This window comes from Enterococcus sp. DIV0240d, assembly GCF_051711245.1.
In the GTDB taxonomy this organism is placed as follows: domain Bacteria; phylum Bacillota; class Bacilli; order Lactobacillales; family Enterococcaceae; genus Enterococcus_D; species Enterococcus_D casseliflavus.
Genome location: NZ_JBIOMG010000001.1, coordinates 2,569,354 through 2,588,334, shown reverse-complemented (window position 1 = coordinate 2,588,334; position 18,981 = coordinate 2,569,354). Strand labels below are relative to the sequence as shown.

The window sequence follows — 18,981 nt, the reverse complement described above, 5'->3', positions numbered from 1 at the left end:
GGGGATGAAACGGGTATTAGCAGCAATCGTCCATAATGAAGCAGGTGTTTTGAGCCGTATCACGAGTGTCTTGAACCGTCGTCAAGTCAATATCGAGAGTATCTCTGTCGGTACGACAGAACGACCAGAGTTTTCACGTATGACGATCATTGTCAACGTGAACGATTTGGCAGAAACAGAACAAGTGACTAAGCATCTGAACAAGCAGATCGATGTCTTGAAGGTTTCTGATATTACAGAAGTTCCTCATATCGAACGGGAGCTGGTGCTGATCAAAGTCAATGCGCCAACCACAAGCCGTTCGGAGATCCAAGCAGTGATCGATCCATTTCGAGCACACATTGTCGATGTGGCACTAAAAACAATCGTTGTGCAAGTTGCTGGCGATACGAAAAAGGTAGAAGCGTGCATCGAGGTTTTACGTCCATACGGCATCAAACAATTGGCACGGACGGGTGTCACTGGCTTTACAAGAGGGTAAGTGCAATTTTGAATTGCTTAAAATAAAGAAAGAATTCGGAGGAAACAAGTATGGTAAAAGTATATTACAACGAGGAAGTTACAGATAATTTAGGAGACAAGAAGATTGCAATCGTCGGTTACGGCTCTCAAGGGCACGCTCATGCGCAAAATTTACGGGACACAGGTCATGAAGTCTTTATCGGCATTCGTGAAGGAAAATCAGCGGAAGCCGCAAGAAACGATGGATTTGATGTTTTCCCAGTAGCTGAAGCCGTTCAAAAAGCGGATGTAGTCATGATCTTGGCACCCGATGAGATCCAAGGATCGTTGTATAAAAATGAGATCGAACCGAATCTTTCAGCGGGCAATGCATTGGCATTTGCTCATGGTTTCAATATTCATTTTGATGTGATCGCGCCACCAAAAGAGGTGGATGTTTTTCTAGTTGCGCCAAAAGGACCAGGTCATTTGGTGCGTCGAACCTTTACCGAAGGGTTTGCGGTACCAGCCTTGTTTGCAGTTTATCAAGATGCGACTGGCAACGCACAAGCAACGGCTTTATCCTATGCAAAAGGCATTGGTGCCACACGGGTCGGCGTTTTGGAAACGACCTTTAAAGAAGAGACCGAAACCGATCTTTTCGGTGAGCAAGCCGTACTTTGTGGCGGTTTGACCAGTATGATCGAAGCGGGCTTTGAAACATTGGTAGAAGCGGGGTACCAACCGGAATTGGCTTATTTTGAAGTTTGTCATGAATTGAAACTGATCGTTGACTTGATTTATGAAGGAGGCTTCAAAAAAATGCGCCATTCGATCTCGAATACGGCTGAGTATGGTGACTACGTTTCTGGTGCTCGGGTGATCACTGCACAAGCCAAAGAAAACATGAAAGCCGTATTGACAGACATCCAAAACGGCCAATTTGCGAAAGGATTCATTGAAGACAATCAAAACGGCTTCCCTGAATTCCATAAAATGCGTGAGGAAAACGGCAATCATCAAATTGAAAAAGTCGGCAGCGAGTTACGGAAAATGATGCCGTTTGTTGCGAAAGATTAGGAGGGACGCGTTTGTTGGTGACAGTTTCTGCAATCGAACAAGCCTACGAGCGACTGCGGGGAGCAGTTAGTCATACGCCGCTGCAGTATGATCGCTTTTTATCTGAGAAGTATCAAGCGACGGTCTTGTTGAAGCGAGAGGACTTGCAAAAAGTCCGCTCCTTCAAATTACGCGGTGCCTACTATGCGATCACCCAGGCAGATCCTGAACTGACTCGTCGTGGCGTCGTCTGTGCCAGTGCCGGGAACCATGCGCAAGGTGTTGCTTATACCTGTCAAGAACAGCAGATCCGAGCGGTTATTTTCATGCCGACAACGACGCCACAGCAAAAAATCGCGCAAGTCCTCTTTTTCGGTGGAGATTATGTCAAAATCGAATTGGTGGGAGATACGTTTGATGCGGCAGCCCAAGCGGCTAAACACTTTGCAAAAGAACAGCAAATGGCTTTCATTGCTCCCTTTGACGATCCTAATATTATCGCAGGACAAGGAACCGTTGCTGTGGAGATGCTGGCGGATGCTGAAAAAAAACAAGTAACGATCGATCTGGTCGTGGCAGCGATTGGCGGGGGCGGCTTGATCAGCGGAACCGCAGCCTATTTGAAAGAAAAGCAACCGAAGATAAAAATTGTTGGAGCAGAACCTGTAGGGGCAGCCTCGATGCAAGCCGCCTTTGATCATCAAGGACCAGTGGCACTGGAGCATATTGAAACCTTTGTGGATGGTGCAGCGGTCAAACAAGTCGGAGCTCAAACCTATGCCCATGCCAAACGCTACGTGGATCAATTGGTAGCTGTGGAAGAAGGCGCAATCTGTCAAACGATTCTGGAATTGTACAGCAAGCAAGCGATCGTCGCTGAACCAGCTGGTGCCTTGAGTGTGGCAGCTTTGGATCTGATCAAAGAGCAAATCAAAGGCAAAACAGTCGTCTGTATTGTGAGTGGCGGTAACAATGATAGTTCCCGTATGGCAGAGATCGAAGAGAAATCACTGATATATCAAGGATTGAAACATTATTTTATCGTCAATTTCCCACAACGTCCCGGTGCGTTGAAGGAATTTGTTAGCCATGTATTAGGTCCCGATGATGATATCACTAGGTTTGAATATACAAAAAAAATCAATCGTGGAACAGGACCAGTAATGCTGGGAATCTTGTTGAAACACAAAAAAGATCTCCCCGCATTACTGTCACGAATTGAACAGTTTGACCAAAACTATATCAACCTTCAGCAAAATCAATCACTCTACTCACTTTTGGTTTAAGAAAAAACATGATTTTCCTTTGGAAGAAGAGGAAATCATGTTTTTTGCTTTTTATCGGATCATTGAACCAATCACAGGAAAATACTTCCTAATCATTAGCGATTTAGTAGGTGTTTAAGCGGCTTCTTGTTATAATAGGAAGTAGTAGCAAAGGAGTGAGCCGATGGAAGCTGTTTTTTTCCGAAATGAACAAGAAACCCAAATTTCTTATGGTGAAACACTAGCATCGGTCATGAGAGAACAGTCGATCGAGCCGCAGCAGGTGATCATTTTGACGAATCAGCGCTATTATGACCGCTTTTCAGAAAAATTGACCCGCCTGTTTTTGCCACGAGAGGTCAATTGGTATATTTGTACCAATCAAATGTATTGCAACAACTTTAGTGAATTTAAAGCTGCAATGGATTTCTTCGGCCGCTTTTCAAAACAGGAGCCGCAGCTGATCGTCGGTTTTGGCAATGAAGGCGTGTTGGCATTGAGCAGTTTTATCCACGCGACGTCGGTTCTGACGACACAGCTTTGGCTGATTCCCGTTTCCTTGCGGGCCTTAGCTAAAAGTGTGAAAGAAACAGCGATCGTTGTGAAAAAGCCAGATATCCCGATGCTGGAAAATCCTAATACACCCGAATTTGTTATTTACGATCAGACGATCGCAGAAAAACAGATCGATGGGAAATTGGTCGATTTTTTGACACTGATTCGTTGTGGCGTGCTTGCCGATAGTGAGTTTTTAAAAGAGCTTTATCGAACCTATCCCAGTCATCAGGCGTTGATGAGACATTCGTTGGCTGCGTATACCGATCGGTTGATCCAACTATACCAGCAATCAGGCAGCGAATTGGAGGAGTTTGGCCAACTCTTTGCTGATGCTGCTTATCGAACGGAAAATGGGCACTTGCTGTCTGATGCGATGAAATTATTCTTTGGCTTTTTGTTTCATTTTATGTGGACCGTCCAGCAGCAGCAATTGACTGTCGATCTGCCCGTGTTCTGCCAATGGCTTGCCCGATTAGGCTTTCCCATCGAATTGCCCGAGTCTTTTTCATTAAGCGAATATTTCAGTCATGTACTAGAATTGCAGCAAAAAGAAAAAAAACTGTTATTTTTGGCAAAAGTTGGTACAATAGGGGGCAGAACGAAAATCGAGGAAAAAGATCTCGTCCAGACGATGGAGACTTATCAGCGATTAATCAATGAGATTCGAGGGGTTTAAATGGAAACATATAGTGAAAAAATGTTAAAAGCATTAGCCGCGGAAGAACTGGCTGAAGCACAATTAAATTTTACCGAAGCTCTGCAAAAAGATGATGATGAGACATTAGGCGCTTTAGGTGATGAACTATTGCAGATCGGCTTTTTGGAAGAGGCGAAAACGTTATTTGAAACCTTGCAGCAACGACATCCTGATAATGAAGCTTTGCTGCTTCCTTTAGCAGAAATTGCGATGGAAGAAGACCAGATCGAAACGGCTTTTGCCTATATTGATCAAATACCACCGACCAGTGAAGCGTATTTGCAAGCCTTGCTATTGAGTGCGGATCTTTACCAATTGATCGGTATCCCTGAAGTTAGTGAAGCCAAACTAAAAGAAGCGCAAAGCATTGTGCCAGATGAACCTTTGATACGGTTTGCCTTAGCTGAGTTAGCCTTTTCGACTGATCGCTATCAAGAAGCCGTTGACCTTTATCAAGGTTTGCTGGAAGAAGAAATCACGGATATTTCGGGGATCTCGATCGTTGAACGGACTGGTACATCATTGAGTATGGCGGGCAAGTTTGAAGAGGCATTGGAATATTTTGAAGCAAGCCTAGAAGACGAACAGACCGATGAGCGTCTTTTTCAAACAGCTTTAGTCTATTTGCAGCTAAAAGAAAATGAACAAGCGATTCGCTACTTGCAGCAGTTGCGGGTCATGAATCCGCAATACCGTGCCTTGTATCTTTATCTTGCAGAAGCATTGCAAGAAGAAGAGCAGCTGGAAGAAGCGCAGCGTGTGATCGAAGAAGGGATTCATGAAGATCCATATCAAGTGGATTTCTATCATTTTGCTGCCGAGAATGCTTACCGACTTCATGACAGTGAAGCAGCAGAATCATTTTTACTAAAAGCATTGGAGACTGGTGACAAAGAAGATGATACGTTACTGACCTTAAGTAATTTATACTTGAATGAAGAGCGTTGGCAAGAAGCGATCTTGACCATCGAACGAATGGAAGACAATGAGCAGCCGCATGCCCTTTGGAATTTGGCGCAAGCGTATAATGCGCTGGAAGATTTTGACAAAGCAGCAAACTATTACGAAGAAGCCAATGCTGATTTGCACCATGAGCCAGCATTTATGAAAGAATATGGCATTTTCTTACGTGAAGAAGGGCGTTTACCTGAAGCACTTCATTTGCTGCAACATTATTTGGCGCATGAGCCAGGTGATTTAGAAGTACAGTCGATCGTGGAGGACTTATTAGAAAGATAGGTGAGAGAAATGAACATCAATGTACAAGAAAAGAAAAAGTTTCTTAATTGGTTAGTTTCGACCGTTTCCTTCAGCCGCCGAGAAGTCTCTTGGGTGTTAAACTATCTGGCGAACCATGAAGCGATCTTGACCAATGTTCATTTTGTAGAAGGGGCAGCCGCAGCCAAACGGGGCTTGAGTGTCCGCAGTACAGAAATTGGGGGCGAACCGTTTGTCTTGAGCATCGAAGGGCAGACCTTTTATGACATTGATCAGATTTTTCATGAGATTCGCATGAATTGGAAACAACCCTTGTATCTTGAATGTCTCTTCCCAGATTCTTGGTCGCAATCCTTTTATTTAGCAGTTTTAGAAGACAATCCTTATGAACGTTGGAACGACCACTTGGATCAAGAAATGACCCAACATGTTACCCAGTATCTTGAAAAAGAAGAAACAAAAACCAAAATCGATACCTTGTATCGGCAAATCGATCTAGCCTTGGAAAATGGGGATCGTGATGCCTTCTTAGAACTTTCGGATGAAGTAAATCGACACTTGCTCCAGCAAAAAGAAGAAAGCCGGTAACAAGCAAAAAGCAGCCCTTTAACCGGGGCTGCTTTTTTCAGTCTTTATTTTGTTTTAGAAACAGCGGTTTTGCGCTGTAAGAACCGCGACTTAGGTCTTAAGTAGGTAAAGCCTTCACCTTCGACTTCATGGACATTGATGACAGAAACAAACGCTTGCGGATCAAAGTCATGAACGATGCGCTTGACTTCAGAAATCTCCCGCCCGCTGACCACCATATAAATGATTTGTTTCGCCACTCTTGAGTAAGCCCCTTCGCCCTGTAAAAACGTGACGCCTCGTTCTAATTCATCCATTAAAACAGGAGCCATCTCTTCGCTGTGATTGCTGATCACTAAGATCCCTTTGGCTGAATAGCCGCCATCTAGGATCGAATCGATCACGCGCGTGAAGACATAAGAAAAAATCAAGGTATACATCATGCGGTTCAAATCTATATAAGTCAAAGAAAGCAACAGGACGAACACATCAAAGATCAAAAGCGAACGACCGATCGTCACCCCAAAGTTTTTCTCTAAAATACGTGCCAATACATCGACTCCGCCAGTCGTTCCCCCGACCTTGTAGACGATCCCACTACCGATCCCTGCAATCAAACCAGCCAAGAGCGCAACGATCAGCAGATCGTGCTGCAGATCGATCAACAGGGGAACACTCTGCCAAAATGCCAACCAAAAAGACAAACCAAAAGTTCCTAATATCGTATACACTAATGAGCGTCGACCAAGAATTTTGCCACCGATCAAAATGATCGGAATATTTAAGATCAGTGTACTGATGGCAGGATTGATTCCCCATAAGGCTCGCAGGATCAAGGTGATCCCCGTCACACCGCCTTCTGCTAAGTCATTTGGGATATTTAGATAGACTAGACCGAAGCCATAGATACTTGTACCAAAAATAATCAAAACAATATCGCGAATCGTTCGCCATGAAAAAAATGCCCGCATCCTGTTTCCTCCGTTATTCAACTTCCACAAGTATCAATGTAGCACGAAATCATTGAATGCACAACAAATCCTGAAGGGGGCTCTATCTAGGCAGGCAGCCATTCTTTTGGTAAGATAAACGAGAAAGGGTGGAGAAAATGACAGAAAAACGTTCTTTGGCATCGATGCAAGAAGAAGTCGATGCGTATATTCAGCAATTCAAAACTGGCTATTTCAGCCCCCTCGCCCAAATGGCTCGTTTGACCGAAGAAGTCGGCGAATTGGCGCGAGAAGTGAATCACTATTACGGGGAAAAAAATAAAAAAAGCGATGAAGTTGAAAAAACAGTGGCAGAAGAACTCGGTGATGTACTCTTTGTGACGATGATCATGGCCAATTCACTAGACATCGACCTGACTGAAGTGTTTGAGGAAAATATGGCAAAATTCAATCAGCGGGATGCGTATCGTTTTGAAAGAAAAGATGGGAAAGTAAATGAAACTGACTAAACTACCAAAAGAATTTGCAGAAGCTGCACCGCTTTTAAAAAAAATCGAAGCCGCAGGCTATGAAGCATACTTTGTCGGCGGCAGCGTGCGAGACACGATCTTAGGCCAGCCGATCCATGATGTCGATATTGCTACCAGTGCATTTCCAGCCGAAATCAAGGCGCTTTTTCCTCGAACCATTGACATTGGCATCGAGCATGGGACGGTGTTGGTTTTGTGGGAGCAGGCGCAGTATGAGATCACTACGTTTCGAACGGAAGCAGCCTATCAAGATTACCGCAGACCCGACAAAGTGGATTTTGTCCGTTCCCTGAAAGAAGATCTAAAACGGCGGGACTTTACCATCAATGCGTTGGCACTTCAAGAAGATGGTGTCATCATTGATCTTTTCGATGGTCTGGCAGATATCGATAATCAGATTTTACGAGCAGTGGGTCACCCCCAGGAACGTTTCCATGAGGACGCCCTACGAATGATGCGGGGGCTGCGTTTTGTCAGTCAATTGGGCTTTGTTTTAGAAACAGAAACATTGGCTGCTATCCATGCGAATCATGCCTTGTTGGGAAAAATCTCTGTTGAACGGATCATGATTGAATTCGTGAAATTGCTGTTAGGCAATCATCGGAACCAAGCACTACGGGCGCTAGTAGAAACCGAATGCTATATCTATTGCCCAGGCTTGCGGGGATACGGTGAGGCGTTACTGCGGATGGCAGACCTGCCAGCGATCCCATTAGAAAACGAAACGGCGGCCTGGGTTTTGCTCATTGACCAAATGGGTTTAGCGCCAGAGGCAGTCCGCAGCTTTTTAAAAGCTTGGAAATGTTCTAATGACTGCATCCGCCAAGTACACACGGCTTATCAAGCACTGCTCGCGCGTCGAAACGGCGAATGGAATGACCTAGTGTTGTATCAGTTCGGTCTAGAAGCAACCTGTTTAGCCGAAGGATTATTGCGTTATGACAATCAGCCCAACGATCCAGCAAAAATCAGTCAGCGCTATCAGCAGCTGCCGATCCATTCACTGAAGGAGTTGGCGATCAATGGACGTGATTTACTACAAACGATCGATCGTTCTTCTGGTCCGTGGCTCAAAGAAGTCTTGACCGCTGCCGAAGCTGCAGTCATCACACGAAAAATCCCTAATGAAAAAGAAGCACTATTAGCGTTTGTCCAAGCGTATTTAGCAAAGGAGGGATAACTGAAAAATGGAAAGCAAAAAAGAATTTATCGTGGGACAGCAAGACACTGCGGCTGTTTTGGGTTCTGGGGGATTAGACGTTTTAGCAACCCCACGATTGGTAGCAATGGTGGAAAACACCTGTTGGGAAGCCCTTGAGCCTACTTTAGATAAAGGGTTTACTACCGTCGGTACAAAGTTTTCGATCAATCATTTGAAGCCTTCACCAGTTGGAGCGACAATCACAGTTCTTGTGCAGTGGGAAAAAGAACAGGGGCTCCAATTTCATTATCAGGTAATAGACGCGAAACAACAGATCATTGCCAATGGGACGCATCAACGAGCAGCAGTGGAAATCTCTCGGTTCATGAAAAAAGTCAACGAAAAACAAAGTTAATTTGTGTCCCGATGGCGACTATGTGTTAGAATTAAAGTGTATTACTAATAAAAAGGAGCGTTTTGTCATGGCTAGAGAAATGAAAGCTTTAAAATTTTATTTCCGTAATGGAGAAACATGGACGATTGAGCGCCGTTACATCGGTGACTTGTGGATCAAACAAATCACGACCAGTTTTGGCCGCATCCACGGAAGCGAATTTGTTGAGATTCATCCATGTGCTGGGTTCAAAATTGAAATCTTCCAAGAAGGCGATCATGTGGCAACGCATGACATCAACTTAGGTGGGCTTGAATTAGGGATGTTTGCCCGTGCGTTGAAATATGAAGATATCGAACGGATGGAAATTCTTTACCGTAACGGTACACCGGATCTTGTGTATTTCCCATATAAGGACAAAGATACGGAAGGATTGGATAACGTATACCAATCAACAAAAATCAGTGAGAAAACGAAGAGCCTTTATATCGTGATCGACCCGAACCAGACAGTCGATGATGTTTATAAAGAACATTTCGAAGAATAAGAAAAACGCAGAACCAGTTGGTTCTGCGTTTTTTTTAGAATGATTCTTGGAACATATCCGTATACTTTTTTAATAAAAGATAATCTTCGGCATATTCATCTTTTAAAACGATCGTATCGCCAAAGAAACTCTTACGCGCATGTTGGATGATACGATGCTGAATATCTTTTTCTAAAAGGTAATCGATCTCAGACTGTTTCAGGTTTTGTGCAGCAGTCGCCCGATTCTTTTCTAAATATTGCAGCAAATCGTACTCAAGGTGTCCCGCACCGTTGATGACTCGTTTGTATTCGATTTTGTCAATTTTCATCTGCTCACACTCCTTGCTATTAAAGTACCTTAGAAAAGAACAAAGGGGGAGGTGGGCGAATCGAAATTACATAAATCTTTAAAAAATGGACCGTTTGTTAATGTTATCTTAAGATTTGTCAGCAAAAAGGAAAGAAAAACGAATCAAGTGCCAGTATTTTTCGAACCATCAGCAAATGGTTCTTTTTCCTTTTGCTGATGGACGGGTCCTATATTAGCGATCCCATCTAGACCACCGGCATGTCCGCCGACTAATTTGCTGCGAGCAATGGCGCGAGCGCCTTCCATTCGGCTTGTGGCATGAACGATCGAAGTGAAGCCATATTTCTCACGAATCTTATCGATGATCAAATCTAATTTACGCTGGCGCAACTGCGCTTCTGCTTGCTCAAAAAGATCCAGCTGGACATTTTCTGTATAAACCAATTTTGAATAGGTAATACCAATGTGGCGAACGACTTGCCCCGTATAAAATTTTCGAAAGAGAAACAGGCAATGAGCCACAAGTTTGCGGGTATTGTCAGTTGGCGGGATCTTCATTTGTCGGGAAAAACCAGAGGCAGTTTCACTAAAGGCTACGCCGATGTAAACATTGATACAAGCGGTCTGACAATGATGACGGCGAATCCGAGCGGCAACTTGTTCCGCCATTTCCTTGATGACGATCTCGATTTCTTCTTGTAAATAATAATTGCGATGTAGGACTTGGCTATTGCCGTAGCTTTTTTCCATCACTTGTGGTGTCGGTTCAGATAAAATCGTGCGATCAATGCCATGGGCGTGATGATAGAGCTGCTCGCCAATGATCCCCATGCGACTGCGTAAAAGATCAGGACTGGCGTGAGCCAATTGCTCGATCGTTTCAATCCCCATCAAGTGAAGTCGTTTTTCTGTGCGCCGACCGATCCCCCAAAACTCTGTCATAGGGGCGATCTGCCAAACTTTTGTCGGTACATCGTCATAGGTCCATTCAGCGATCAAGGAACGATTGTGTTTGGATTCGTTATCTAAAGCTAGTTTTGCTAACAATGGATTGTCGCCAATGCCGATGGTGACATACAATTTCGTTGTTTCGTAAATGTCTTTTTGAATTTGCTGGGCAATCAACCAACGTTTTTCTTCGCGAGAGATCGTTTTATCGGGAATGAAAAGATCCAATGTACGGGTCAGATCCATCATCGTTTCGTCGATCGAATAGAGCAGCAAGTCGTCTTGTCCAACATATTTGCGAAAGACATTATTGACTTTGGTGTTTTCTTTGATATAAAAACTCATACGCGGTGATGCTTTGTACAAATCGGGATGTGTCGGCAGGTTGTCATTGCGAGTCACATTTGAAATTCCCAATACCGATTTTGCCTTTGGGGAAGCTGCTAAGACTAAGCCGTTACCAGTATTGTCAGAATGTGACATGACGACCAGCATCGCTTGGATAGGATCTAATCCACGAGAGATGCATTCTACAGAAGCATAAAAACTTTTGACATCAATAAATAAGATATCGCGTTTTGGCTCGAGCGCATAATTAAAACCACCCATTTTTATCACTCCTTACCGAAATTATACGAACGTTTGTTCTTTTTTGTCAAGCGAACAGGAGCGGATGAGGGGGATTTGTTTTTTTATAGAGAAGTTATTTTTGTTTTATAATGATGGGAAACGTTGGTTTATAAGGAATACATTCATTTCAGATTATCAGAATTCGATTGGACATACATACGGGGTTTTGTCTTTTTACCCGAAAAACGGATAAAAAAACAGCCGATCCATTGGACCGACTGTCGTAGCTTAAATCAATTTTCGGCAGGTAGAGTTGCAAACAAACTTAAGAGATTGCCGTCTATGTCTTTGACAATGGCATAGCGTTGTCCCCAAAAGGCAGACCAAGGTTCTTTGAAAGACTGATACCCAGCAGCAACGACTTTTGCATGAAGGGCATCAACTTCTTCAGGAGAATCACATAAAAAGGCTAATTCAATCGTATCACCCACAGTCATTGGTGCATGTCCGTAGATCCCAGCAACCATCTTGCGGCTATTCAAGGAGATGCGAACCCCGTCGTTTGCTAATTCCATATAATCTTCTGAGTGCTGACCTAATGGCGTGAAGCCAAGTACTTGATAAAAAGCCAGTGCCTGTTCCATGTTTTTTGTGATAATACCGACCATATCTAGTTTCATTGTTTTCTTCCTTTCATGTGGGCGTTCTTTACATAACAGTCAATGCAGTTGCTAGTAATGATGATCACCTCGTTTCTGTCAGACGGTAATGGTGCAACCGTTCAGCCAACGTACCAGTGTGTAGTTCAAACAAATGGTTGTCATCGTCATAAAAATAAATAGAAGCACCTTCGCCTTTGATGCGGGAACGATCTTTTTCGATCTTCAATCCTAGTCCTTGGATGCGCGTAATCAAGGAATCGATTTGAGCTTGATCGATTTTAAAGGCAATATGGTTATACGTTTTCGGCAGCTTCTGGGAGGCATCCTCCATAACAGCAAGCCATAAGCCATCGATCAAAAAGAATTTTTCTGGGAAGTAAGAATGGGCCTGATCTTGACTATCATAAACTTCCTCTGCATCAAACAATGTTTCCAGCATCGTTGTCGTCTTTGCTAAATTCTGTACGATCAACGTGATATGGGAAATCTCCATCGCATCAACACTCCTTTGCTATGACGAAATAGGGGAAAGAGAAACAATCAGTATCAAAAGAAGCATTATGTTAGTGATTGTGAAATACCAAGAGGAAGAGCAGAACATAAAACAGTGTATCTGTTGCGCAAGGAATAAGTTTCTTCGTGTATTTTGTCCAAAAGAAGACATTTATTAAGAAGAGGACAATCACCGTCGGTAGGCTAAAGGTCCAAGCAGGGTGTTTGATGAAAATGAAAAGCATATTTCCAATAAGAGCAAAAAGAAAAGCGCCATAAAACAGACGATAGTTACTAGGTAGATACGCAAAATTGCCAAGCATGGGTTCACCTCCTATAGGCAGTATAGCATGAAAGGGTCGATCGGAGATCAAAGTATACAGAAAAGGTGGCAACGGGAGAGAGCGGCTTCATATTATGGTTATTGCCAAAATCATCTCGCGCATAATCGCGGGAGAGATACTGCAAAAAATTTCGGAAAATAAAGCTGCCGCTTAATCGCCCCTGAAATCTTTGTTGCTGCTCATGCGTTCTCCTGATGCTTATTCAAAAAAGCAGCAGTGCATTCACTAAGTGAATTTGGCTACTGCCTGCTTTTTTTATGATGGACAAAGAGAGACAATAAAACGATGAAAAGAATAGTTATTCGATGTGTTCCAGGAGAAGCTTTTCTGAGCAATTTAGGCAAAGGATCGGCGCGTTTATCAGTGCTAATTCTTTTCTGGGTTTTAGTTGGTAAGCAGAAGCTTTCGGCGGAAACGGCCATTTTGTCCAAACGACTTCCCCTGTGTCGATCACTTTTTTGCAATGGTTGCAACGAAACTCTTTTTCTTCTTTGATAAACATTTAGTTTCTCCTTTTTTATATACATTATACATTAAAATTTATTTTTGTGACTTTACAAAGAAATGGCCTAAAAGTCCAAAGAAGAGAAGTCAAGAAGTAGCTAAAACAAAGAGCAATCAAGGAGACGATGCAATTACTATCTAAGTTTGAAAGAACAAGGGCTAATAGAAAGGGAGTTCCATTCAAAACTATCACCTCAAAGCTAGTTTTTACAAAAAAGAAGTTCGCAAACGCCTTGGTTATCAGCGTTTGCGAACTTCTTAAATAGTATTATTTTGTTTCGCGGTGTAAAGTAACTTTTCTTTCACGTGGGCAATATTTTTTCTTTTCCAAACGATCAGGATTGTTACGTTTGTTTTTGTTTGATAAGTAGTTGCGTTCTTTACAAGAAGTGCACTCTAATGTGATGTTTACGCGCATGATTTTCCCCCCTAACGATACAAGAATCCTCTAAGAAATCTCTCAGACTAAAATATAATAGCATGTTTTGTGCGGGAATGCTAGCTTTTTCCTGAAATTTGTTAAGTAGTTTTACTTGACGAATTACTTGAAACGCATTAGTCCAATTTGCTCTGGATATCTTCGATCATTTTGGTATAGGCGATAGGACCGTTGTAGAGCCAGCTTGATTCAGGACCGAATTCCCATAAATGATTGTTTTTGACTGCATCAAGATTTTGCCAGACTTGTTCGCTGAAAAAATCAGCGCCTTTATCACTATTCACTAAAATCAAGTAATCGGCATCCAATTCTGCTAATTTTTCCAGAGAAACGGCAGACCAGTCAGCAGTGGCACTTTCACTGATTTCCGAAACCAGTGAGGGAACTTCAAAACCGAGTTCGTGATACAGCAGCTGACCGCTTGATTTTGTTTCTGAAACCATGAAGACAGAGTTATTGACCACCCATAATACAGCGATCGACTTGCCTTGGATTTGATCAGCATACGTTTCCTTGGTAGCAGCGACTAATTCATCATAATCAGCTTCTACTTGGGCAGCTTGCTCTTCTTTGTGTAACACCTTTGCGATATCTGTCAGACGTTCCCGCCAGGTCACGTCTTCGCCATTTGTGACCACATAGGTCGGCGCGATTTTACTGTACTGATCATATTTGTCGCCTTCCACCATGGAATTGCTATCCATCAGCAGCAGGTCTGGCTCAAAGCTCAAGACATCTTCAAAGGGCAGATCGTAGTTGATCCTTGGAACCTCCGCTAGTTTGTCTTGCAAGTATGCTTGATCACTGTCATTACCGACGGTCCATTGAGCAACCGGTGTTACCCCTAAAGCGACCAAATAATCTTCCAAATAACTACCGATCACCCGTTGTGGGTTTTCGGGAACAGTGACTTCATTTCCCATCGCATCGGTAAAGGTTGTTGCTATTTCTGAAGAAGTAGTGGCTGATCCACTGCTATCCGTTGAGTCATTATTCGTGCTGCAAGCACCCAGTAGGGTAAGGGAGCAGGCAGCTAGCAGGGTAAGCCAAGTACTTCTTTTTGACCATTGTTTCATAGAAACACTTCCTCCTTTGTTACATGTTGAGCACTTATTATTTTAATTGAGAATAGTTCTCATTTGCTGATAGCTATTATCACGAAGAAACGCTCCTTTGTCAATCTTATTTTTTTATTTCCTTTTTTTAGAACTATTGACGAATAGTAGGATTACATTCATAATTGATAAGCATTATCAATCATTTATTTTGGGGACGAATATGGCGAAATTACGAACAGTTGACTTGAGTGTCGGCTATCAAAAACAAAAAATTGTGCAAAATCTAACAATTGAGATGCCAGAAGGGAAAATCATCGGCTTGATTGGTCCGAACGGCAGTGGGAAATCGACGTTTTTAAAGGCACTTGCCCGAATTTTACAGCCATTGTCTGGTGAGGTCCTCTTAGATGCACAAAACCTGCAAAACATCAAAACTAAAGAAGTAGCGAAAAAGATTGCGCTGCTCTCACAAGTTAGCGATTCATCGATTGGCTTGACGATTCGCGAAATTGTTTCTTATGGTCGTTTTCCCTATCAAAAAGGACTAAATAGTTTATCGGAACAAGATCTTGCGGCGATCGACTGGTCCTTGCAGGCAACGGGTTTGACAGCACTAGCAGATGAAACGATCAGCACGCTGTCAGGGGGACAAAAACAGCGCGTTTGGATTGCCATGGCACTTGCGCAAGATACGGATATCGTGATTTTAGATGAACCAACGACCTTTTTAGATCCAGCGCATCAATTAGAAATTTTGCTCTTATTACAGCAAATCAATAAAACCTACGGAAAAACGATCATTATGTCGATTCATGACCTGAATCATGCCTCACGTTTTTCTGATTATATTTATGCATTAAAAGGTGGAGAACTGTTGGTTTCTGGTACACCAGAAACAGTGCTGACCAAAGAGTGGCTGCAGCGTTTGTTTGAGATCGATGCCATGTTAGGTACCTTTCCTAATAGCACAAAGCCATTGGTCTTGACCTATGAGTTAGGAGCCCAAGCATGAAAAAGTTTCCTTGGTTGCTGCTGCTTTTTAGCGGCTGCTTTATTATCTGTTTCTTTTTGGCGATCACCCAAGGCGCTACAGACCTTTCCTTTGAAACGATCTGGGATGCTATCTTTGCTTTTGATTATGAGAATCAGCTGCATCAAATCTTGCGCAATATTCGATTGCCCCGTGTGTTGGCTGCTTTTCTAGTAGGAAGTTGTTTTGCTGTTACGGGAGCTATCATGCAGGGAATTACGAAAAACGCTCTGGCAGATGGCGGTCTTTTAGGTGTCAACAGTGGGGCTGCGATGGGATTAGCGATCGCATTTATCCTATTTCCTAGTGTGCAACCGAGTCAAGCGGCGCTATTTTCCTTTTTTGGTGCCTTTGCGGCAACTGCGCTGCTTTTTTTACTGACTCGCTATGCCAAATTGGGTATGTCACCTACAGGCTTGATTTTGGCTGGTGTGGCATTAAGTTCTTTTTTCTCAGCCATCAGCCAGACCCTGTCACTGCAATTTGATTTAAATCAAGAGCTAGCCTTTTGGTTTATCGGTGGTGCCGCAAATGTGACTTGGCAGCAACTGCGTTTTGTGGGCCCCATCTATCTGATTGCCATCGTTTTTGTGCTACGTCTAGGAAAAGCGTTGAATCTGTTAGCGCTAGGAGATGACACCGTCATTTCATTAGGCAAGCACCCGCATCTGATTCGGGCATCTGCCTTACTGTTAGTCGTAGTTTTGGCGGGAATGGCGGTTTCGCTTGTTGGACCGGTCAGTTTTGTCGGCTTAATGGTTCCTCATGTCGTGCGGGGAATGGTGGGCAAAAACTATCAACTGATTTTGCCTTTGACGATCCTTGTAGGGGGAACACTGGTGATGGCCGCTGATCTGGCTGGCCGCCTGATCAATCCGCCCTTTGAGACACCCTTTGGGATACTGATGGCATTGATTGGTGTGCCTTTTCTATTGATCAAGATACGGAGGGAAGGCTGATGAAAAAAACACTCTCTGTTTTTTTCCTACTGCTGATGGTCGCTTTTCTAGGAAGTGTCATGGTGGGAAAAACAATTTTATCCTTTCAGGCATTAGGGGCAATCTTTCAAGGAACGGCATCTTCGAGTCAAGTACTGACGTTTACTGAGTTTCGACTACCACGGGCTTGTCTATCGCTGATCGCTGGTGGTGCCTTTGGTTTTTCTGGGTTTGTCTTGCAAGGAGTAACGAGAAATGAGTTGGCTGATGCAAGTATCGTAGGAATCAACAATGGGGCAGGGCTCTTTGTGATGATCTACTTAGGTTTTTATACCCAAGGATCTCAGCTTTTGCCTGTCGTTGGGATCATCGGTGGTTTATTAGGTGCTGTACTGGTCTATTTGATTGCCTATAAGCACCGCCAATTGTTATCGATGGAGCGAGTACTGCTGGCGGGAATCGCCGTCAATGCAGGGCTGGCGGCGGTTACCTTACTCTTTACGGTGGAATTATCAAAAGACCGCTATCGCTTTGTAACAGCGTGGCTTTCTGGTTCGATTTGGGGAACTTCTTGGCAGCAAATCACCAGCCTGCTTCCTTGGGTCATCGTATTGTCTGCCGCAGCTTTCTGGACCGTACCAAGGCTTAACTTACTTGGCTTTGGCGAGGAGCAGGCAATTAGCTTAGGGGTTTCTTTGACCCGTTTGCGGACGTGGTTTTTAGTGATCGCGGTTGGTTTAGCTGCCAGTACGGTTGGCTATACTGGTAATTTAGCCTTTGTGGGCTTATTGGCGCCTCATATCGCTAAGGGACTCATCGGCAGAGAATCTCGCAGTGCCTTTTTCTTAGCGGGAATGATCGGCAGTCTGCTAGTCTTAGTCAGTGATACGATCGGTCGTTTGCTATTGACAAGCGGCGAGATCCCAGCTGGTATCATCATTTCTATCGTAGGGGCACCATACTTTGTCTTTTTGCTGATCCGACGTAAAGAAGGATGAGCAACTAGTCATGAACTTGTCAAGAAAACTGCGATTCTAGTTTGCTATTTGGACACAGTTTTTGGTACTATTTCTGAGAGGAGTGATCCAATGGAAAAACCAGTCATTAGAGAGCACATGATCCAAACATTAAAACAAATGCCAATCAAACAAAAGCAGCAGAAAGAAACGCTGATTTTGCAGTTGCTGTTTTCTTCTCAGATTTGGCAAACAGCTGAGTCAGTAGGTGTGATCCGTTCGTTGCCATTTGAATTTGATACAGCGGCTATTTTTGCTAAAGGATTTGAACAAAACAAACGAATCGCAGTGCCGAAAGCACAACAGAAAAAATTGCAGTTTTATCATGTGGAGCCGACAACACGTTATGAAGCGTCGGCATTTGGAGTTGAAGAGCCGATCAGTGAGCAAGAAGCCCATCACTTGGATTTGCTGATTGTTCCCGGTTTGGCGTTTTCTAAAAACGGCTATCGCATCGGCTTTGGCGGTGGCTATTATGATCGTTTCTTGTCAGCTTTCGATGGCAAGACCGTTTCTTTGGTCTTCGGAGAGCAATTCAACGATCAATGGACACCAGATGTATTCGACATCCCAATCGATAAAATCTATACGGATTCTCTTATTCGCACGTAAAGGAGCACGTCAATGAATTCTCAAATGAAAAGATGGCTGAATCAGCCGGTCTTCACGTATCTGTTTTTAGCTATCCAAACAATTGTGTTTATCTTAGGTTATTTTAGTCCCTCTATTCAATCAGGCGGGGTGATGTTTGGTCCGTTTGTCGTTTATTTAAATGAATATTGGCGTTTCGTTACCCCGATCTTTCTACATTTCGGTTTGGCTCATTTTGCGATCAATTCTGTGATTCTGTATTATATGGGGCAGCAAGTAGAAGCCATCTATGGTCATAGCCGTTTTTTTGCCTTGTATTTGCTAAGCGGCATCATGGGCAATACCATGAGTTTTGCCTTCAACCAAATAGGGGTTCAATCAGCAGGCGCTAGTACTTCTTTATTCGGACTTTTCGGGGCATTTTTGATTTTAGGTTGGCATTTTAGAAATGATTACCGCATCCAAGCAATGGTACGGCAATTTGCCCTATTCGTTGGATTGAACCTGGTTTTTGGGGTGTTTGATCAAACGATCGATATGTGGGGACACATTGGGGGGATCCTCGGTGGGTTATTGTTAGGGAATCTTTTGGCATTGCCAAAGAACTATGGAAAATATTCGATCCACACCAGAATCCTCTCTGGCGTACTCTTTGTTTTCTTATTGGCTATTTTTGTGATATATGGTTTTAAAAAATATTAATTACTTGTATAATAAGCAGGAAGTGGTTA

24 protein-coding genes are annotated in these 18,981 nt (G+C 43.3%); 15 read left to right on the top strand and 9 right to left on the bottom strand.

All coding sequences use genetic code 11. The features are described from left to right. The first annotated feature begins 4 nt into the window (after window positions 1–4). The 6 genes from ilvN (at window position 5) to IGJ25_RS12185 (ending at window position 5,826) form a co-directional block, all read left to right on the top strand. The gene (gene ilvN / locus IGJ25_RS12210) at window positions 5–481 is read left to right on the top strand and encodes an acetolactate synthase small subunit (RefSeq protein WP_005229349.1); all 477 of its coding nucleotides are present in this window, start codon (window positions 5–7) and stop codon (window positions 479–481) included. A gap of 50 nt (window positions 482–531) precedes the next feature. Continuing rightward, window positions 532–1,521, top strand: a complete 990-nt coding sequence (ilvC, locus tag IGJ25_RS12205; protein WP_081116286.1) for a ketol-acid reductoisomerase — start codon at window positions 532–534, stop codon at window positions 1,519–1,521. Between the two features lie 11 nt (window positions 1,522–1,532). Then, the gene (gene ilvA / locus IGJ25_RS12200; RefSeq protein WP_081116285.1) at window positions 1,533–2,786 is read left to right on the top strand and encodes a threonine ammonia-lyase IlvA; all 1,254 of its coding nucleotides are present in this window, start codon (window positions 1,533–1,535) and stop codon (window positions 2,784–2,786) included. A 163-nt stretch (window positions 2,787–2,949) separates the two neighbouring features. Continuing rightward, window positions 2,950–3,999, top strand: coding sequence for a hypothetical protein (locus IGJ25_RS12195; RefSeq protein WP_081116284.1), 1,050 nt, complete (start codon window positions 2,950–2,952; stop codon window positions 3,997–3,999). Then, a complete protein-coding gene (locus IGJ25_RS12190) occupies window positions 4,000–5,259 on the top strand; it encodes a tetratricopeptide repeat protein (protein WP_005229356.1) in 1,260 nt (419 codons plus the stop codon). Window positions 5,260–5,268: 9 nt separating this feature from the next. Next, a complete protein-coding gene (locus tag IGJ25_RS12185) occupies window positions 5,269–5,826 on the top strand; it encodes a YpiB family protein (RefSeq protein ID WP_005229358.1) in 558 nt (185 codons plus the stop codon). A 44-nt stretch (window positions 5,827–5,870) separates the two neighbouring features. Here the strand turns inward: IGJ25_RS12185 and IGJ25_RS12180 are convergent, their stop codons facing one another. After that, window positions 5,871–6,776 (bottom strand): YitT family protein, encoded by a 906-nt coding sequence (locus IGJ25_RS12180; protein ID WP_081116283.1) that lies wholly within the window; start codon window positions 6,774–6,776, stop codon window positions 5,871–5,873. A 137-nt stretch (window positions 6,777–6,913) separates the two neighbouring features. On the opposite strand from IGJ25_RS12180, the gene IGJ25_RS12175 reads away from it, so the two are divergent. The 4 genes from IGJ25_RS12175 to IGJ25_RS12160 all read left to right on the top strand — a co-directional run bounded on the left by IGJ25_RS12175 (window position 6,914) and on the right by IGJ25_RS12160 (window position 9,367). Next, a complete protein-coding gene (locus IGJ25_RS12175; RefSeq protein ID WP_005231912.1) occupies window positions 6,914–7,264 on the top strand; it encodes a nucleotide pyrophosphohydrolase in 351 nt (116 codons plus the stop codon). Further along, the gene (locus IGJ25_RS12170; RefSeq protein ID WP_156236081.1) at window positions 7,251–8,465 is read left to right on the top strand and encodes a CCA tRNA nucleotidyltransferase; all 1,215 of its coding nucleotides are present in this window, start codon (window positions 7,251–7,253) and stop codon (window positions 8,463–8,465) included. Before IGJ25_RS12175 ends, IGJ25_RS12170 begins: the two co-directional genes overlap by 14 nt. A 7-nt stretch (window positions 8,466–8,472) precedes the next feature. Then, a complete protein-coding gene (locus IGJ25_RS12165; protein WP_005229366.1) occupies window positions 8,473–8,841 on the top strand; it encodes a thioesterase family protein in 369 nt (122 codons plus the stop codon). Between the two features lie 67 nt (window positions 8,842–8,908). Further along, entirely contained in the window at window positions 8,909–9,367 is a 459-nt protein-coding gene (locus tag IGJ25_RS12160; protein WP_005229368.1) for a hypothetical protein, read from the top strand. A 34-nt stretch (window positions 9,368–9,401) separates the two neighbouring features. Here the strand turns inward: IGJ25_RS12160 and IGJ25_RS12155 are convergent, their stop codons facing one another. From IGJ25_RS12155 to IGJ25_RS12120, 8 genes are all read right to left on the bottom strand, one after another. Further along, on the bottom strand, window positions 9,402–9,677 hold the full coding sequence (locus tag IGJ25_RS12155) for a hypothetical protein (protein WP_005229370.1): 276 nt from the start codon (window positions 9,675–9,677) through the stop codon (window positions 9,402–9,404). A 143-nt stretch (window positions 9,678–9,820) separates the two neighbouring features. Beyond that, on the bottom strand, window positions 9,821–11,215 hold the full coding sequence (locus IGJ25_RS12150; RefSeq protein WP_225001231.1) for a Y-family DNA polymerase: 1,395 nt from the start codon (window positions 11,213–11,215) through the stop codon (window positions 9,821–9,823). Between the two features lie 254 nt (window positions 11,216–11,469). Continuing rightward, a complete protein-coding gene (locus IGJ25_RS12145; RefSeq protein ID WP_081116279.1) occupies window positions 11,470–11,856 on the bottom strand; it encodes a VOC family protein in 387 nt (128 codons plus the stop codon). A 64-nt stretch (window positions 11,857–11,920) separates the two neighbouring features. Next, window positions 11,921–12,331, bottom strand: a complete 411-nt coding sequence (gene fosX, locus IGJ25_RS12140; RefSeq protein WP_060792282.1) for a FosX/FosE/FosI family fosfomycin resistance hydrolase — start codon at window positions 12,329–12,331, stop codon at window positions 11,921–11,923. A 70-nt stretch (window positions 12,332–12,401) separates the two neighbouring features. Continuing rightward, window positions 12,402–12,653, bottom strand: a complete 252-nt coding sequence (locus tag IGJ25_RS12135) for a hypothetical protein (protein WP_081116278.1) — start codon at window positions 12,651–12,653, stop codon at window positions 12,402–12,404. A gap of 319 nt (window positions 12,654–12,972) precedes the next feature. Further along, on the bottom strand, window positions 12,973–13,176 hold the full coding sequence (locus IGJ25_RS12130; RefSeq protein WP_081116277.1) for a hypothetical protein: 204 nt from the start codon (window positions 13,174–13,176) through the stop codon (window positions 12,973–12,975). A gap of 270 nt (window positions 13,177–13,446) precedes the next feature. After that, window positions 13,447–13,596 carry a 50S ribosomal protein L33 gene (rpmG, locus tag IGJ25_RS12125; protein WP_005229384.1) on the bottom strand — a complete coding sequence of 50 codons (150 nt, stop codon included), beginning with the start codon at window positions 13,594–13,596 and terminating at the stop codon, window positions 13,447–13,449. 137 nt (window positions 13,597–13,733) lie between these two features. Then, on the bottom strand, window positions 13,734–14,693 hold the full coding sequence (locus IGJ25_RS12120; RefSeq protein WP_081116276.1) for an ABC transporter substrate-binding protein: 960 nt from the start codon (window positions 14,691–14,693) through the stop codon (window positions 13,734–13,736). Window positions 14,694–14,895: 202 nt separating this feature from the next. Between IGJ25_RS12120 and IGJ25_RS12115 the strand changes: the two genes are divergently transcribed. The 5 genes from IGJ25_RS12115 to IGJ25_RS12095 all read left to right on the top strand — a co-directional run bounded on the left by IGJ25_RS12115 (window position 14,896) and on the right by IGJ25_RS12095 (window position 18,952). Continuing rightward, window positions 14,896–15,687 (top strand): ABC transporter ATP-binding protein, encoded by a 792-nt coding sequence (locus IGJ25_RS12115; RefSeq protein ID WP_015510060.1) that lies wholly within the window; start codon window positions 14,896–14,898, stop codon window positions 15,685–15,687. Then, entirely contained in the window at window positions 15,684–16,664 is a 981-nt protein-coding gene (locus tag IGJ25_RS12110; RefSeq protein WP_081116275.1) for a FecCD family ABC transporter permease, read from the top strand. Before IGJ25_RS12115 ends, IGJ25_RS12110 begins: the two co-directional genes overlap by 4 nt. After that, window positions 16,664–17,641, top strand: coding sequence for a FecCD family ABC transporter permease (locus tag IGJ25_RS12105; protein ID WP_225001232.1), 978 nt, complete (start codon window positions 16,664–16,666; stop codon window positions 17,639–17,641). The genes IGJ25_RS12110 and IGJ25_RS12105 overlap by 1 nt, the downstream gene beginning before the upstream one ends. A 90-nt stretch (window positions 17,642–17,731) precedes the next feature. Beyond that, the gene (locus IGJ25_RS12100; RefSeq protein ID WP_010749307.1) at window positions 17,732–18,271 is read left to right on the top strand and encodes a 5-formyltetrahydrofolate cyclo-ligase; all 540 of its coding nucleotides are present in this window, start codon (window positions 17,732–17,734) and stop codon (window positions 18,269–18,271) included. 12 nt (window positions 18,272–18,283) lie between these two features. Next, window positions 18,284–18,952 (top strand): rhomboid family intramembrane serine protease, encoded by a 669-nt coding sequence (locus IGJ25_RS12095; RefSeq protein ID WP_005229393.1) that lies wholly within the window; start codon window positions 18,284–18,286, stop codon window positions 18,950–18,952. Window positions 18,953–18,981 lie beyond the last annotated feature (29 nt).

Coding starts and splice junctions, on each gene's coding strand:
- ilvN (WP_005229349.1), top strand. CDS start 5: ATGAAACGGGTATTAGCAGCAATCGTCCATAATGAAGCAGGTGTTTTG.
- ilvC (WP_081116286.1), top strand. CDS start 532: ATGGTAAAAGTATATTACAACGAGGAAGTTACAGATAATTTAGGAGAC.
- IGJ25_RS12155 (WP_005229370.1), bottom strand. CDS start 9,677: ATGAAAATTGACAAAATCGAATACAAACGAGTCATCAACGGTGCGGGA.
- IGJ25_RS12105 (WP_225001232.1), top strand. CDS start 16,664: ATGAAAAAAACACTCTCTGTTTTTTTCCTACTGCTGATGGTCGCTTTT.
- IGJ25_RS12150 (WP_225001231.1), bottom strand. CDS start 11,215: ATGGGTGGTTTTAATTATGCGCTCGAGCCAAAACGCGATATCTTATTT.
- IGJ25_RS12100 (WP_010749307.1), top strand. CDS start 17,732: ATGGAAAAACCAGTCATTAGAGAGCACATGATCCAAACATTAAAACAA.
- IGJ25_RS12135 (WP_081116278.1), bottom strand. CDS start 12,653: ATGCTTGGCAATTTTGCGTATCTACCTAGTAACTATCGTCTGTTTTAT.
- IGJ25_RS12115 (WP_015510060.1), top strand. CDS start 14,896: ATGGCGAAATTACGAACAGTTGACTTGAGTGTCGGCTATCAAAAACAA.
- IGJ25_RS12145 (WP_081116279.1), bottom strand. CDS start 11,856: ATGAAACTAGATATGGTCGGTATTATCACAAAAAACATGGAACAGGCA.
- IGJ25_RS12095 (WP_005229393.1), top strand. CDS start 18,284: ATGAATTCTCAAATGAAAAGATGGCTGAATCAGCCGGTCTTCACGTAT.
- IGJ25_RS12120 (WP_081116276.1), bottom strand. CDS start 14,693: ATGAAACAATGGTCAAAAAGAAGTACTTGGCTTACCCTGCTAGCTGCC.
- IGJ25_RS12110 (WP_081116275.1), top strand. CDS start 15,684: ATGAAAAAGTTTCCTTGGTTGCTGCTGCTTTTTAGCGGCTGCTTTATT.
- IGJ25_RS12175 (WP_005231912.1), top strand. CDS start 6,914: ATGACAGAAAAACGTTCTTTGGCATCGATGCAAGAAGAAGTCGATGCG.
- IGJ25_RS12160 (WP_005229368.1), top strand. CDS start 8,909: ATGGCTAGAGAAATGAAAGCTTTAAAATTTTATTTCCGTAATGGAGAA.
- IGJ25_RS12185 (WP_005229358.1), top strand. CDS start 5,269: ATGAACATCAATGTACAAGAAAAGAAAAAGTTTCTTAATTGGTTAGTT.
- IGJ25_RS12180 (WP_081116283.1), bottom strand. CDS start 6,776: ATGCGGGCATTTTTTTCATGGCGAACGATTCGCGATATTGTTTTGATT.
- fosX (WP_060792282.1), bottom strand. CDS start 12,331: ATGGAGATTTCCCATATCACGTTGATCGTACAGAATTTAGCAAAGACG.
- IGJ25_RS12190 (WP_005229356.1), top strand. CDS start 4,000: ATGGAAACATATAGTGAAAAAATGTTAAAAGCATTAGCCGCGGAAGAA.
- IGJ25_RS12165 (WP_005229366.1), top strand. CDS start 8,473: ATGGAAAGCAAAAAAGAATTTATCGTGGGACAGCAAGACACTGCGGCT.
- IGJ25_RS12170 (WP_156236081.1), top strand. CDS start 7,251: ATGAAACTGACTAAACTACCAAAAGAATTTGCAGAAGCTGCACCGCTT.
- rpmG (WP_005229384.1), bottom strand. CDS start 13,596: ATGCGCGTAAACATCACATTAGAGTGCACTTCTTGTAAAGAACGCAAC.
- IGJ25_RS12195 (WP_081116284.1), top strand. CDS start 2,950: ATGGAAGCTGTTTTTTTCCGAAATGAACAAGAAACCCAAATTTCTTAT.
- IGJ25_RS12130 (WP_081116277.1), bottom strand. CDS start 13,176: ATGTTTATCAAAGAAGAAAAAGAGTTTCGTTGCAACCATTGCAAAAAA.